The following is a 13,341-nucleotide window of genomic DNA, read 5'->3' on the forward strand; positions in this document are numbered from 1 at the left end:
TTGCCGCAAGTCGGGCAGATCTCATCAATGACCGTCGCAGTGGCCTGCTGGGTGCCCTAGGGCCAAAGGTCACCTGTCGTCCCGATTCCGGAATTCGGGTGTCAAAGGCGGCCCAAAATTGACCCTGAGAACTCGCCCGTCGATGCGGGGTCAGTCGTCCTTGGATGACTTCTCCGGGTAGCCGGTTGGCCTGGCTGCATGACTGTCCGCCGCAAGACCAAAGGCCCGGATCTAGAGGCTAACGACTCTCGCGCGGGCGCGTTGGCTTTTCATACGGTCGTAGCCAGCATGCACATACAAGGTCGCAATAGCAGAGAGGGATAGCCGTGCGATCAGAACGACTCAGGTCGCTGGTAAAGGCTCAAGGTCCTTTTGCCTCGGTGTATTTTGACGACTCACACGACACCGCAGAAGCTCTCGAGCACCTTGAAGCGAAATGGCGCGATATCCGCAAACATCTCGAGCACCTGGGAGTGGGCGCCGAAATCCTCGACAAGCTCCAAGAGGCCGTGTTGAACCATCGACCGGCCGTGGGTCGGCTCGGCCGCGCGGTAATCGCGACCAGCGAGCAGGTGCTGATAAACGAGCATTTGGTCAGTCCACCAGCGGCTACGGTGATTCGCCTATCGGATTACCCGTATGTCGTGCCCTTGATCGAACTCGAAATGCAACGACCGACCTGCGTGTTCGCCGCGGTTGATCACCTCGGTGCGGACGTCACCTTGGATCAAGGGGAAACTGTCCGCTCCAACAGCATCGAGGGCGCCGGGTACCCGGTGCACAAGCCGGCCACCGCCGGGTGGAATGGTTACGGCGACTTCCAGCACACCACCGAAGAAGCCATCCGGATGAACTGCCGTGCAGTCGCCGACTACCTGACACGACTGGTGGACGAAGTGGATCCGGAGGTGGTCTTCCTGTGCGGCGAGGTGCGTTCACGCACAGACCTGATTGCTGAGTTACCGGAGCGGGTGGCCAAACGGGTGTCCCAGCTACATGCCGGTACACGCAGGAGCGGTATCGATTCCGAAGAGGTCCGCGAGCTGATGGCTGCGGAGTTCGCACGGCGCCATGACATCGAGTTGACCGACATCGGCGATCGGTTTGAAGCCGAAATCGGGCGCGGCTCGGGGTTGGCGGCCGAAGGGCTTGCCGCTGTCTGCGCGGCTCTGCGTGACGGCGACGTCGAGACGCTGATTATCGGTGAGCTGGGCGACGCCACTGTGGTCACTGGCAAGACGCTTATCACGGTCGCGCCCGATGCTGATGCGCTGTCCAATTTAGGCGAGCCGGTGAAACGTGTGGCAAGGGCCGATGAGGCGTTGCCGTTTACCGCCATCGCGGTGGACGCGTCATTAGTTTGGGCCGACGGCAAAATCGCACCCGTAGACGGGATCGGTGCGTTGCTGCGATATGTCGCGACCGACCGACTTGCGAGCCGATAGCGAATAGTGGTTTGCGTCCAGGCTGCTGGCGACCTTGGTGAGATGGTCCTTGACGCAGGTAATCAACGTGGCTACGTTGCCCGGCTCAGAAACGCTGCCTGCTCCTGGCAGTGTGCGGATCAGGGTCGTGGCGGATCGACGGGAGTCGCTGCTTTCTGGATGCATCCTGGAGGAATTGTGGTGATCGAATGCCTGCCCGACGACTTGCGCGCAGTTCTTCGCCCCGAGGGGGTGCCCGACTGGCGGGCCGCGATGTTGGCAACCTTGACCGATAAAAGGTTCTCCGACCCCCGGTGGATCTTTGAACTGAAGTTTGATGGTGAGCGCTGCCTGGCATTCCGCGACGGTCCCCGAACTCGGTTGTTGTCGCGAAATCGCCAGCCGCTGAACGCGACTTATCCGGAGCTCGCGGATGCGCTTGGCGCGCAGTGCACCTCCCGATTCGTTGTCGACGGTGAGGTGGTGGCCTTTCAGGGGCGGCGCACGAGCTTTGAGCGGCTGCAGGGGCGGCTGGGCATTATCGACGCCTGGCAGGCCAGGAGGTCGAAAATCCCGGTGTTCTATTGTCTTTTCGATTTGTTGCACCTTGACGGGTACGACACCACTGGGCTGCCGTTGATCTGGCGGAAAAGACTGCTGGAGGACGCCATTCAATTCAAGGATCCGCTGCGCTATACACCACACCGGTGGACCGACGGCGTGGCCGCCTATCGAGAAGCCTGCTCGCGCGGTGATGAGGGGGTGATCGCCAAGCGGGCCGATTCCAGGTACCAAGAGGGCCGTCGGTCACCGGATTGGCTGAAATTCAAATGCGTATTGGATCAGGAGTTCGTCATCGGCGGCTATACAGCACCCAAAGGCCACCGAGTTGGGTTGGGCGCGCTTTTGATCGGCTATTACGAGGGCAGCGACCTGGTTTACGCCGGCAAGGTGGGTACCGGTTTCGATACGGCGACACTGCATAACCTGCACGAAAGGCTATGCGCCATAGAACAGGACGAGCCACCGTTTAATCGTGGCTTGGGGGTAGCACGCGTAGGTGCAGGACACCTTCCAGGCAGTGTCCATTGGGTGCAGCCGAAGCTGGTGGCGCAGGTCGGATTTAGCGAGTGGACGCGCGACGGCAAGCTGCGCCACCCCCGCTACACCGGCCTGCGCGCCGATAAGGAGCCTGGTGCGGTCGTGAGGGAAAGACCTGGGAAGATTGTGTGAGCTGGGTCCCCGCTGGATCGATCGCCGACGAGCAAGTCAGACATCGCGATGATCAGGTGGCGTATCGGGGAAGGTCAAGTTCCGAGATGTCTAAATATTAGGCCAATAGCGTGGCACGCGCATCTTGGCGTAGCGCGGTCACGGGGCGTGAATTTTGGACGTCGGTGGCCGAAGTGGAAGCGAACAGTATTGCGGCGCATCGCGTTCGAATACCTGGCGCAGCCTTGCTGGTTAGATCCGAATGACCACCAGCCGAGTGGATTTTTCATGCACCGCTGACATCCAGGCCGACACTGGAGACCATTGGCGGCTCAACATGGGACCTTCGTCAGTATTGGCTGGCCGCCGCACCGAATAGCGTCGTGGAGACCGTATCGAAACCCACTAGGGAAAGGATCCGACAGATGGCGCAAACCACTGAGTCGCAGTCCGTAGCATCTCGCTCCACTGACCTGCTCGACGAGGTACGTGAGTCGGCTAAGGCTGGCCAGCATGCTGCAACTGAGGCGTTACGGGCATTCCGCCAGACCCTTGATGAGGCAATTCCGGACGCGGTCCAACCGCTACGCACCAAGATCGTCGACGCTGCGATCGAACTGGCCGATAAGCTCGTGGCTGCTCAATATCAGTTCAACCAGAAGCTAGTCCGGACCGCAGACCGGGCGCTGAGTAAGTCGGACGGCGAATAGAAACAAACATCAGGACCGGGCTTCTTGTATGAGACAACCGGCGTGCTATGTCGATCGGGGCATGGCACGCTCGGTTAACGGTCTCTCTTGAAGTCGGTACTCCTGCTAGGGGAGGTTGATCCTGGTGCGGGCTGATTGGTTGGCAAGACGAACTGCGTTGACGGCATATTTGCTCGCCGACGCAAAATTGGCCGGAGGCCATTAAAGTGCTGGCGCCCCCGGCAGTGTGGGCGCACCAGCAGATCCGCGACGTGCTGGGCGGCAAGCGCTTTAGGAGGACCGCCGCGGAATGCCGACAAACGACCCCGGCAATGCGGGACTTCCGTCCCTACCGCGGTGTCAGGGTGGGTGGTCGAATCGTCTGGGTAGCTAATGCAAACCCACCAGCAGGAGACCAAGATGAGCACCCTTCCCGTTCGACGGCAGCCGCACTCGTTGTTCCCCGAGTTCTCAGAGCTGTTTTCCGCGTTCCCGTCGTTTTCTGGACTGCGGCCAGCTTTCGACACCCGATTGATGCGGCTCGAGGATGAAATCAAGGACGGCCGCTACGAAGTACGAGCGGAGATCCCCGGTGTCGACCCAGCAAAGGACATCGACATCACCCTGCGCGACGGCCAGTTGACGATCAAGGCCGAGCGCAGCGAGAAAAAGGAATTCGACGGACGTTCGGAGTTTTCCTACGGCTCGTTCGTCCGCACGGTGTCGCTGCCGGCCGGTGCCGACGAAGACGACGTCACCGCCACCTACGACAAGGGCATCCTGACGGTGTCCGTCGCCGTCAAAGAAGCCAAGCCGGCGGAAAAGCACGTGCCGATCGCATCTGCCAACTGACCCGGTTGCGAGGCGGGCCCGCAGTACACACCGTTGGCTGCGGGCCCGCCAAACACCCACCCGTTGTCTGGGCCGCGGGGCCACCCGCGAACTAGTGAGGACTTGTCAAATGAGCGGAGCCATCATCCTGGGCAAGGACACGCCAGACCGGCTGTTCCGCAATCGTCGTGAGGCCGGCCAAGTGCTGGCGGGCCTACTGCAGGCCTACCGCGACAGACCCGACGTCGTGGTCTTGGGTCTGGCCAGGGGCGGGGTGCCGGTCGCATGGGAGGTCGCAGCCGCACTGCATGCACCGCTTGATGCATTTGTCGTGCGCAAGCTCGGTGTCCCGGGCCATGAAGAATTCGCGGCGGGCGCGCTCGCCAGTGGTGGCCGCGTCGTGCTGAACGACGACGTGGTGCGGGGTCTGCGGATCACCCCACAACAGTTGCGGGACGTCGCTGAACGTGAAGGACGCGAACTGATCCGACGAGAAGCGGCGTATCGCGACGGTCGCCCACCGACTGACGTGACCGGAAAGACCGTCATCCTGGTCGACGATGGGCTGGCCACCGGCGCCAGCATGTTCGCTGCGGTGCAAGCCTTGCGCGAGGCCGAACCGGCGCAGATTGTGATCGCGGTGCCGGCGGCACCGGAGTCGACGTGCCGGGAATTTGCTGGCCTCGTCGACGACATGATCTGCGCATCGATGCCCACACCGTTTCTGGCAGTAGGCGCGTCGTTCTGGGACTTCAGCCAGGTCAGCGACGAGGAAGTCCGCACCCTGCTCGGCACCCCGACAACCGGACCGAGGCTGGCCCCGGCCGCGGAGACGGCGGCCGACGTCATCCGGCGCGTCGCCATCGACGCCCCGGCCGGTGTGCCGCCTCGAGAAATGTTGTCCGAGTTGATCGGTGACGCACGGATCGTGCTGATCGGTGAAAGTTCGCACGGAACTCACGAGTTCTATCAGGCTCGAGCCGAGATCACCAAGTGGCTGATCGACGAGAAGGGGTTCTGTGCGGTGGCCGCGGAGGCGGACTGGCCGGACGCCTACCGGGTGAACCGGTACGTGCGCGGGCAGGGCACCGACACGACGGCCGAAGAGGCGTTGCGCGGATTCGAGCGTTTCCCGTCGTGGATGTGGCGCAACACCGTGGTCCGTGACTTCGTCGAGTGGCTGCGGGTCAATAATCGGCACTGCAGATCCCAGGGTCGCCGCCAAGCCGGTTTCTACGGGCTGGATCTCTACAGCTTGCATCGATCGATGCACGAGGTGATCAGCTATCTGGAAAAAATCGACCCTGCGGCCGCGGCCCGTGCGCGGGCCCGCTACGCCTGTTTCGACCATGCATCATCTGCCGATGACGGCCAGGCCTACGGGTTCCGGGCGGCATTCGGCGCCGGCTTGTCCTGCGAAAAAGAGGCCATTGATCAACTGGTCGACATGCAGCGCAGTGCGTTGCGCTACGCGCGCCGCGACGGACTGCTCGCCGAAGACGAACTGTTCTACGCGGAACAGAACGCACAAGTAGTGCGCGACGCCGAGCATTACTATCGTGCGATGTTCGGCGGACGCGTGACGTCGTGGAACCTGCGGGACCAGCACATGGCCCAGACGCTGCAGGCGCTGCTGGACCATTTGGACCGCCACCCTGACGCCTCGCCAGCACGAATCGTGGTGTGGGCGCACAATTCCCATGTCGGTGACGCCCGGGCGACCGAGGTGTCCGCGGACGGCCAACTCACTTTGGGCCAACTCGTCCGCGAACGCTACCGCAACGACTGTCGGCTTATTGGGTTCAGCACCTACACCGGCACGGTGACTGCTGCCAGCGAATGGGGCGCCGTCGCCGAGCGGAAGATGGTTCGGCCGGCATTACCGGGGAGCGTTGAGGAGTTGTTCCACGAGACCGGTAATCCCGCGTTCGCCGTCTCGTCCGACAGCTCGGCCGGTGCCGCGTTGGACGTCGTGAGATTGGGTCGCGCGATCGGCGTGATCTATTTGCCGGCGACTGAAAGACAGAGCCACTACTTCCATGTCCGCCCGGCGGATCAGTTCGACGCGATGATTCACATCGAGAACACGCAGGCGCTCGAGCCGCTCGAAGTGACCAGCCAATGGATGGCTGGCGAGACGCCCGAAACCTACCCGACCGGCCTGTAGGGCCGGGCAAGACGGGAGCAGCAACGATGAGCGTACCCACATCGCCCAACGGAAGTCGGGCCACGATCGTGACATTGACAATGAATCCGGCGCTCGATATCACGACCAGCGTGGACCGGGTGCGCCCTACCGACAAGCTGCGCTGCCAGGGTGCTCGGCATGATCCCGGCGGTGGCGGCATCAACGTGGCACGTATTGCAAGCGTGCTTGGTGCTTCGGTCTCCGCGGTGTTTCCCGCCGGCGGGCCGACCGGTGATGTCGTCGCTGATCTGCTTGTCGCAGAAGGGGTTCCGTTTCACCGGGTCAAAATCGGCGGCCGCACACGAGAAAGTTTCACCGTCAACGAGGAAACCAGCGGACAACAGTATCGGTTTGTGCTCTCTGGGCCGCGGTTGACGTTCGCCGAGCGGGCACGATGCGTCGACGAACTTCGCGCGGTGGCAGGGTCCGCCCAGTTCGTCGTGGTGAGCGGCAGCCTGCCGGCTGGTGTGCCTGCCGACTTCTATCAACAGATAGCCGATGTCTGTGGTGATCTCGGAACGCGACTGGTCCTGGACACGTCGGGTACTGGCTTGCAACACATAACCTCGGGAGTGTTCCTTCTGAAACCGAGCGTACGAGAGCTAAGTGAATGCGTGGGACGTGAATTGGCAACCGAGGCAGACCAAACCGCTGCAGCGCAGGAACTGATTCAGCGTGGTCAGGCGCAGGTTATCGTGGTTTCACTCGGTGATCGTGGGGCGCTGTTGGTCACACCGAGTGCTGCTCAACGTTTTTCGGCGATCAAGATGCGTTCGGGCAGCGGTGTTGGTGCCGGCGACGCAATGGTCGCCGCTATCACGGTTGGCCTGAGCCGAGGGTGGCCGCTGTCGAAGTCGGTTCGCTTCGGTATTGCCGCCGGGGCCGCGATGTTGATGACACCGGGCACTGCCGTGTGCAATCGTAGTGATGTCGAGCGACTCTTTGAACTCGTCGCCGAGCCGGCGGATCTCAGCGCCGTCAGCAGTTGACCGTGTAGGCCGAGCCGCTCGAGATCATCGGGACCGGACTCCGGCCGACCGAGAAAGGCAATTTCGATGATCGATGTGCTGTCGGACATGCCGGAGGGAGTGACCGGCATCCGGGTGTCCGGCCGGCTGCGTGGTGAGGACCTGCGCCAGTTCAAGCCGGCCATGGAAAACCTCGTGAAAAACGGTGAGATCAGGATCGTGGAGGTTATCGCATCCGATTACGAGGGCTTTGGACCCGGCGGGTTGGTCGAGGACCTCAAGCTGGGCCTCGGTGCTCTCTTCCAGCATCATTCGGCCTTCAAGCGGATCGCGGTAGTGACCGATAAAGAATGGGTCGCACATACGTTGCATGCGCTGGCGTGGATGGTCCCCGGCGAGCTCGCCCTGTTCAGCCTCGACGAGCTCGAGCATGCCAAGGAGTGGGCCGCCGGCTGACAGCGGATCGGACATGCCGCCAACGAATCTTCGTCAGACGGCCGGCATGCGATATAGCGCGGCACCAGCCACGATTCCCGCGCCTGCGGCGACGAGCATAACCGGAGTGCCTACCGGGATGGTGTCGATTTCACTTCTCAGTGCTGCCATAAGCGAAGCCGTGTGCATGTGTTCATCGCCAGCCACGACAACGCGTTCCACCGGGACCCCCAGCTTTGCCGCGAGTTCGACGCGATAGCGGCTATCGGGGGGAGCGGCGATAATCACCGGAATGTCGGATAGGTCGAGCGCCGCGTCGTCGAGGCAACGTTGCACCGCCTGCACACCCGCAGCGGCCAGCTCAGCGGCTATCGCAGGGGATTCGCGAAAGCGCAGCACATTGCGAGACATGTCGAAATCTATTGAAGCCCGAAAGTTCTCACCGTCATCCGGTTCGTTCACCCAGTGAACCGGCCCGAGGCCATCGTCCTGATTCGACCACTTGCACAGCAACGCCCCACCCGCCGGCGAGAATGGGAACCGTTCGCTGGCGCCTCGCCCCGGGTCGGCATCGCTCGCGACGATCAGTGCGCGCGAGATCGTCTGCGACCGCAGGAATCCATCGGCGATCTGCAGTGCAGTCAGAACGCCGCAGGCGCCGTTCGCGATGTCGAAAGAGAACGTGCCGTGGGCATCGCTGTGGGGATCTTCGGGATTGGCGCCGATGTCCTCCTGGATGATTGCCGCCAGCGCCGGCTCACCCAGGTTGCGGTCGCGATAGATGCCGGCATTGATGAGCAGGTCTAGGTCCGAGGGCGCCGTCTGGGCGTGCACCAGGCAGCCCTTGGCGGCCGTAACCGCCAGTTGCAGCGCACTGCGACGGCTGCGCCAATTTCCGCGGGTAACGTCAAGCCCGTCAATTACCGTGCCCATACCGCTTCACCAAATCTTCGTCGACAGTCAGCAAAACCACCCCGATTTCCAAACCGGACGCCAGCGCAACCAGCGCGACCGTATCGCCGGGCCGAATGTGGCCGGCCTCCAACTCTTCCACCAGGGCAACGGTGTGGGTGGTCGACGCGGTGTTCCCATACCGATCGACGGTGATGACTGCTGGGTGGCGCGGACCCTCGCCAAAAGAAGTGCGCACCGCGGCCATGCCTTTGCGTATCGCGCGCGCGGAGGTTTGATGGGTGATGACGTGGTCGATGTCGTGGATCGAAATGCCCACTGTTTCCAGGACTTCTCTGAGCAGCAGCGGGGTATTCAAGATCGCCGCCTTCTGGATCCCCCGGGAATCGGTGAACATCCGCGCACCCGGGTCGTGCCCTTTGGGATAGGCCAGGCAGAGTCGGCTATAGCCCGCCACCGTGGTGAATCCAGCGAGGGTGATCGCTCCAGATTCCGCGGTGGCGCGCTCAAACAGGAGAGCAGCGCCCGCATCACCTAGCGTCAGGGATGCCAGCTCCTTGCTGATGATGTTGCGGACATGGCGGGCGGCGTTCCAGCCCAGCTGCGAGATGTATTCGCCGCTGACCACCAGCCCCCGCTGGACACTGCCTTGTCGAATCCAGTTGTTGAGAACTGTGACACCGCTCAACATTCCAGCACAGGCGTTCGAGAGGTCGAAGGTCATCGCATTGTCAGCCCCAATGGCGTGCGCGACGGCACTTCCCATTGAAGGCTCAAGCCATTGGTTCATTCCGTCGCGGAGCTTGGTTATGCTGCAATTGATCACGACATCGAGCGACTCCGGATCGCATTGTGCTTTTTCAAGACAGTCCAGTGCTGCCGAGGTGGCAAGGCTTAGCGAATCCTCTTCGCCGATCGAGACCCGACGCTCGTGGATGCCCGTTAGACGCTCCAGATCGATATGCGTGCGATGAGTTGTGGTCGACATCAAATCGTCGGTCGTCAGGTGGGTGGCCGGCAGATGGCGACCAGCCGCCGCGAGGCGGGTCCGAAATTGGCCGCCATCGGGACCGGGTGTATCCATTAACAGCCAATGTTTTGGCATTGCCGTCGCCTCCTGTTTTTCATATGGTCATCTGTTGCCGGGCAACTACCTAGGGCATTCCGGCCCTTGTTTGCAGAGCCGAACGACCGGCGCGCATTAGGCGACCATTTAGAAGGTGCGGGCAGCCAGATATGTACATCCCGGCCATGCGGATGCGACGATAGGGGCGTGTCGGTCAAGAAGAGGCCGAATGCCGAACGGGAATCTGCATCACTCCGCGAAACCCTGTCGCAACTGCGACTGCGCGAATTGCTCGCCGAGGTCCAAGACCGGATCGAGAGGATAGTCGAGGGCCGCGACCGGCTGGACGGCCTGGTTGAGGCGATGCTGGTCATCAACTCCGGCCTCGAGTTGGATGCGACGTTGCGCAGTATTGTCGCGACCGCGATTCAACTGGTCGACGCCCGCTACGGCGCCTTAGGGGTGCGCGGACATGGTCATGATTTGGTTGAGTTCGTTTACCAGGGAATCGACGACGAGACCCGCGCGCTGATCGGGCATCTCCCGCAGGGCCGGGGTGTCCTCGGGGTGCTGATCGATGACCCTCAGCCGATCCGGCTGGACCACATCCAGCAGCACCCTGCGTCGGTCGGATTTCCGCCCAACCACCCGCCGATGCGCACCTTCTTGGGTGTCCCGGTGAAAATACGTGACGAGGTCTTCGGCAACCTCTATCTGACCGAAAAAGCAAATGGCCAACCGTTCAGCGAGGACGACGAGGTCCTGGTGCAGGCGATTGCCGCAGCGGCCGGGACCGCGATCGCCAATGCGCGGCTTTACGAGCAATCCCGGGCGCGTCAGGCGTGGATCGAAGCAGCACGCGATATCGCAACCGAGATGTTGTCTGGCGCCGACCCGGCTAAGGTCTTCGCACTTCTGGCTGAAAAAGCGCTGACGCTGGCTGACGCGACCGCCACGATGGTCGCCATTCCCGTCGAGGCCGAACCGCCGGCTTCCGGCACCCCCGAGTTGGTGATAACAGAAACGTCTGGCGCACTGTCTATTTCACAGGTGGACGGGCTGACGGCGGCCTGCACACCCATCGCCGACGTATTTTCAGACCGCACTCCGCAGCGGGTCGACAACCTGGACCTGGTCATTGGTGACTTCACCGATCCCGGCCCTGCGCTGCTGCTGCCGTTGCGGGTGGCGGACACCGCCGCTGGCGTCTTGATTGTGCTGCGCCGGGCGGGCTCGCCACCCTTCACCGATGAGCAACTCGACATGATGGCCGCGTTTGCGGGCCAGGCGGCACTGGCTTGGCAGCTCGCAACGTCGGAGCGGCGGATGCGTGAGTTAGACGTGCTGACCGACCGTGACCGGATTGCACGCGAACTGCACGATCACGTTATCCAGCGGCTTTTCGCTGTCGGGCTGGCGATGCAGGCAACCGTGCCGCTGGCGAAATCACCCGAGGTGCAGCGGCGTCTGTCGGAGCAGGTCGACGATTTGCAAGAAGTGATTCAGGACATTCGCACCGCGATCTTCGACCTACACACCGCGCCTTCGGGTGCGACCAGGCTGCGGCAACGGCTGGAGGAGGCGATCGCTGAGTACTCCGGTACCGGTCTACGCACAATGGTTCAGTTCGTCGGCCCGGTGTCCGTTGTCGATGCAACTCTCGCGGATCACGCGGAAGCCTTCGTCCGGGCGTCCGTCGCCGATGCGACCCGCCAGCCCAACATTAGCCGGCTCGGCGTCATCGTCGAGGTCGACGACGAGCTGAGCATCAAGGTTGCCACCGATGGGCATGGCGTGCCCGACGAAATCACCGCCAACAACCTCGCCGAAATGCGTCGTATTGCCGAAGACATCGGAGGCAGCCTCACTGTCGAGAATGGCTCTGACAGCGAGACGACACTGCGCTGGTCGGTGCCAATACCCGGGTAGCGGACGAAGAACCGAATTCCTCTGCGCGCAATTACGATTGACGCGCGACGATTACCGGCATCCTAGCCGAGTGCGCCACAGCGGCGCTGACCGATCCGAGCAACATGCCCGCGAATCCACCCCGCCCATGGCTGCCGACGACCACCAGTTGCGCCGATTCGGACTGCCTGATGAGGTGATACGTCGGATGGTCACATTCGACCACGCGCCGCACCGTCACGTCGGGATAGCGCTCCTGCCAACCGGCCAGGCGCTCGGCGAGGATCTCCTCAGCGGCCGGTTTCATCGCCGGCCAATCGATGGCAGGGAAATCGTTGACCTCGACGTCGCTCCAGACGTGCAACGCGACGAGGTCGACGCCCCGCCATGACGCCTCCTGGAAAGCGATCGCGGTCGCCAACTCCGAGACCGAAGAACCGTCGATGCCAACCAGCACAGGCGCCTCAGCGGGATGAGGCATCAGTGGGTCCTCGTCATGAATGACCGCTACCGGGCAGTGCGCGTGGCGGATCAAGCTGGAGCTCACCGATCCCAACACGCTGCGCGCGATAGGCCCTAGCCCCCGGGAGCCGACGACAACCATTTGGGCTTCCTTGGACAAATCGACCAAGGTTGGAACCACGGGCGAGAACATCAGCTCGCTGTCGATCTGCGTCGGACCGCCATCCGGTGTACTTTTCCGCGCGATCTCGACCGCGTCGTCAAGGATCTTCTGCCCCTGCTCTACTTGCCACCGCGTAAAGGCCGTCGGCGCCGACAATGGCGGCAAGGTGAGCCCAATGGGCCGAACGGCATGCACGAGGGTGAGACGAACATTGCGCATCGCGGCATCACGCGCCGCCCAGTCGACGGCATACTTGGCGGCGGGCGATCCGTCTACGCCAACCAAGATATCCGAATGGCTCATCGGAGCGGACATTTGCGTCTCCTCACTCGATCGACGGCCCGTGGCCGCCGCTCTGAACTACGTTCATCATTGCGAACGGTTGGTGCGCCCACCGTCCTCATCGACGAGGCATCGGATGTCTCGCTCCCACTGAGCGTCTCGCATGCGGATCGCGTGCGCACGCACAGCGCACACCACTTGTGCGGCGGCCAGGATCACGATCAACCATCCCACGACCGCTGCCGATAGCGCGTCGACGGCTGCGCGCTCGACCGGAGTTGGCTGATCGACTCGACTGCCGTCGGCATCGACCCAAATCTGCAGCGGCTCGCCGGCCTTGACGGCACCATCCCAGCCGAGTACATCGGCGTGCTCAGTGCCATTCACCTGCCAGCGAGCGGCCACCGTCGAGGCTGTCGTTCCGACTGAAGCCGCTGGTTTGCTGTCGTCAACGGCCGTTGCCACCACCGCATGTCGCGTCTGCGCCTGTTGCAGAAACTTCTGGGTCTCGGTGTCGTGAATTATCGTTCCCAGTACCCCTGCGCAAGCGGCGGCGATCACAACCAGTAATACAGCCAGCGTGACGACTGCCGATTCCATGCGATCGCTGGTCCGGATGAGCGGATTGCGACTGAAGAGCCGAAGGACCGGCCAGGTGGTGGGCCGGATCACGAAACTCTGCATGCCGCCTCATCTCGGATTATCTGCGACGTCGCATTCAGCGTCGCAAATTCTGAAGTCCTTCTCGTAGAGTCCAACGTCTACTGGTGAAAGGTCCTACTGCTCCTGTCCGTCGGCCGG

At 62.5% G+C, this 13,341-nt stretch carries 12 protein-coding genes; 8 read left to right on the forward strand and 4 right to left on the reverse strand.

Annotation, left to right across the window (positions count from 1 at the left end; genetic code table 11):
- Nucleotides 1–326: 326 nt before the first annotated feature.
- From VEI45_RS17575 to VEI45_RS17605, 7 genes are all read left to right on the forward strand, one after another.
- Nucleotides 327–1,445 (forward strand): hypothetical protein, encoded by a 1,119-nt coding sequence (locus tag VEI45_RS17575; RefSeq protein ID WP_324855471.1) that lies wholly within the window; start codon nucleotides 327–329, stop codon nucleotides 1,443–1,445.
- A gap of 159 nt (nucleotides 1,446–1,604) precedes the next feature.
- Nucleotides 1,605–2,657: a non-homologous end-joining DNA ligase gene (gene ligD / locus VEI45_RS17580; protein ID WP_414687517.1), complete on the forward strand. Its 1,053-nt coding sequence runs from the start codon at nucleotides 1,605–1,607 to the stop codon at nucleotides 2,655–2,657.
- A 404-nt stretch (nucleotides 2,658–3,061) separates the two neighbouring features.
- The gene (locus tag VEI45_RS17585) at nucleotides 3,062–3,346 is read left to right on the forward strand and encodes a hypothetical protein (protein ID WP_324855473.1); all 285 of its coding nucleotides are present in this window, start codon (nucleotides 3,062–3,064) and stop codon (nucleotides 3,344–3,346) included.
- Nucleotides 3,347–3,745: 399 nt separating this feature from the next.
- Nucleotides 3,746–4,177 carry an HSP20 family small heat-shock protein gene (locus VEI45_RS17590; protein WP_324855475.1) on the forward strand — a complete coding sequence of 144 codons (432 nt, stop codon included), beginning with the start codon at nucleotides 3,746–3,748 and terminating at the stop codon, nucleotides 4,175–4,177.
- 109 nt (nucleotides 4,178–4,286) lie between these two features.
- On the forward strand, nucleotides 4,287–6,323 hold the full coding sequence (locus tag VEI45_RS17595) for an erythromycin esterase family protein (RefSeq protein ID WP_324855477.1): 2,037 nt from the start codon (nucleotides 4,287–4,289) through the stop codon (nucleotides 6,321–6,323).
- 26 nt (nucleotides 6,324–6,349) lie between these two features.
- A complete protein-coding gene (locus VEI45_RS17600) occupies nucleotides 6,350–7,333 on the forward strand; it encodes a 1-phosphofructokinase family hexose kinase (RefSeq protein ID WP_324855479.1) in 984 nt (327 codons plus the stop codon).
- Nucleotides 7,334–7,399: 66 nt separating this feature from the next.
- On the forward strand, nucleotides 7,400–7,768 hold the full coding sequence (locus VEI45_RS17605) for an STAS/SEC14 domain-containing protein (protein WP_324855481.1): 369 nt from the start codon (nucleotides 7,400–7,402) through the stop codon (nucleotides 7,766–7,768).
- 33 nt (nucleotides 7,769–7,801) lie between these two features.
- On the opposite strand, the gene VEI45_RS17610 is transcribed toward VEI45_RS17605, so the two are convergent.
- Together VEI45_RS17610 and VEI45_RS17615 are read right to left on the reverse strand one after the other, a co-directional pair.
- The gene (locus tag VEI45_RS17610; protein WP_324855483.1) at nucleotides 7,802–8,680 is read right to left on the reverse strand and encodes a 3-oxoacyl-[acyl-carrier-protein] synthase III C-terminal domain-containing protein; all 879 of its coding nucleotides are present in this window, start codon (nucleotides 8,678–8,680) and stop codon (nucleotides 7,802–7,804) included.
- Nucleotides 8,664–9,764: a 3-oxoacyl-ACP synthase III family protein gene (locus VEI45_RS17615; protein WP_324855485.1), complete on the reverse strand. Its 1,101-nt coding sequence runs from the start codon at nucleotides 9,762–9,764 to the stop codon at nucleotides 8,664–8,666. Before VEI45_RS17615 ends, VEI45_RS17610 begins: the two co-directional genes overlap by 17 nt.
- A gap of 168 nt (nucleotides 9,765–9,932) precedes the next feature.
- On the opposite strand from VEI45_RS17615, the gene VEI45_RS17620 reads away from it, so the two are divergent.
- Nucleotides 9,933–11,654 (forward strand): GAF domain-containing sensor histidine kinase, encoded by a 1,722-nt coding sequence (locus VEI45_RS17620; protein ID WP_324855487.1) that lies wholly within the window; start codon nucleotides 9,933–9,935, stop codon nucleotides 11,652–11,654.
- A 31-nt stretch (nucleotides 11,655–11,685) separates the two neighbouring features.
- On the opposite strand, the gene VEI45_RS17625 is transcribed toward VEI45_RS17620, so the two are convergent.
- Nucleotides 11,686–12,573 (reverse strand): universal stress protein, encoded by an 888-nt coding sequence (locus tag VEI45_RS17625; RefSeq protein WP_324855489.1) that lies wholly within the window; start codon nucleotides 12,571–12,573, stop codon nucleotides 11,686–11,688.
- A gap of 54 nt (nucleotides 12,574–12,627) precedes the next feature.
- Nucleotides 12,628–13,224 (reverse strand): hypothetical protein, encoded by a 597-nt coding sequence (locus VEI45_RS17630; RefSeq protein WP_324855491.1) that lies wholly within the window; start codon nucleotides 13,222–13,224, stop codon nucleotides 12,628–12,630.
- Nucleotides 13,225–13,341: the final 117 nt, after the last annotated feature.

Origin of the sequence: Mycobacterium sp. (assembly GCF_035623875.1) — a bacterium.
Taxonomy (GTDB): domain Bacteria; phylum Actinomycetota; class Actinomycetes; order Mycobacteriales; family Mycobacteriaceae; genus Mycobacterium.

What these genes read in the sequence shown, in the direction of transcription:
- VEI45_RS17615 (WP_324855485.1), bottom strand. Translation starts at nt 9,764, where the DNA reads ATGCCAAAACATTGGCTGTTAATGGATACACCCGGTCCCGATGGCGGC.
- ligD (WP_414687517.1), top strand. Translation starts at nt 1,605, where the DNA reads ATGCATCCTGGAGGAATTGTGGTGATCGAATGCCTGCCCGACGACTTG.
- VEI45_RS17600 (WP_324855479.1), top strand. Translation starts at nt 6,350, where the DNA reads ATGAGCGTACCCACATCGCCCAACGGAAGTCGGGCCACGATCGTGACA.
- VEI45_RS17625 (WP_324855489.1), bottom strand. Translation starts at nt 12,573, where the DNA reads ATGTCCGCTCCGATGAGCCATTCGGATATCTTGGTTGGCGTAGACGGA.
- VEI45_RS17605 (WP_324855481.1), top strand. Translation starts at nt 7,400, where the DNA reads ATGATCGATGTGCTGTCGGACATGCCGGAGGGAGTGACCGGCATCCGG.
- VEI45_RS17630 (WP_324855491.1), bottom strand. Translation starts at nt 13,224, where the DNA reads ATGCAGAGTTTCGTGATCCGGCCCACCACCTGGCCGGTCCTTCGGCTC.
- VEI45_RS17610 (WP_324855483.1), bottom strand. Translation starts at nt 8,680, where the DNA reads ATGGGCACGGTAATTGACGGGCTTGACGTTACCCGCGGAAATTGGCGC.
- VEI45_RS17595 (WP_324855477.1), top strand. Translation starts at nt 4,287, where the DNA reads ATGAGCGGAGCCATCATCCTGGGCAAGGACACGCCAGACCGGCTGTTC.
- VEI45_RS17585 (WP_324855473.1), top strand. Translation starts at nt 3,062, where the DNA reads ATGGCGCAAACCACTGAGTCGCAGTCCGTAGCATCTCGCTCCACTGAC.
- VEI45_RS17590 (WP_324855475.1), top strand. Translation starts at nt 3,746, where the DNA reads ATGAGCACCCTTCCCGTTCGACGGCAGCCGCACTCGTTGTTCCCCGAG.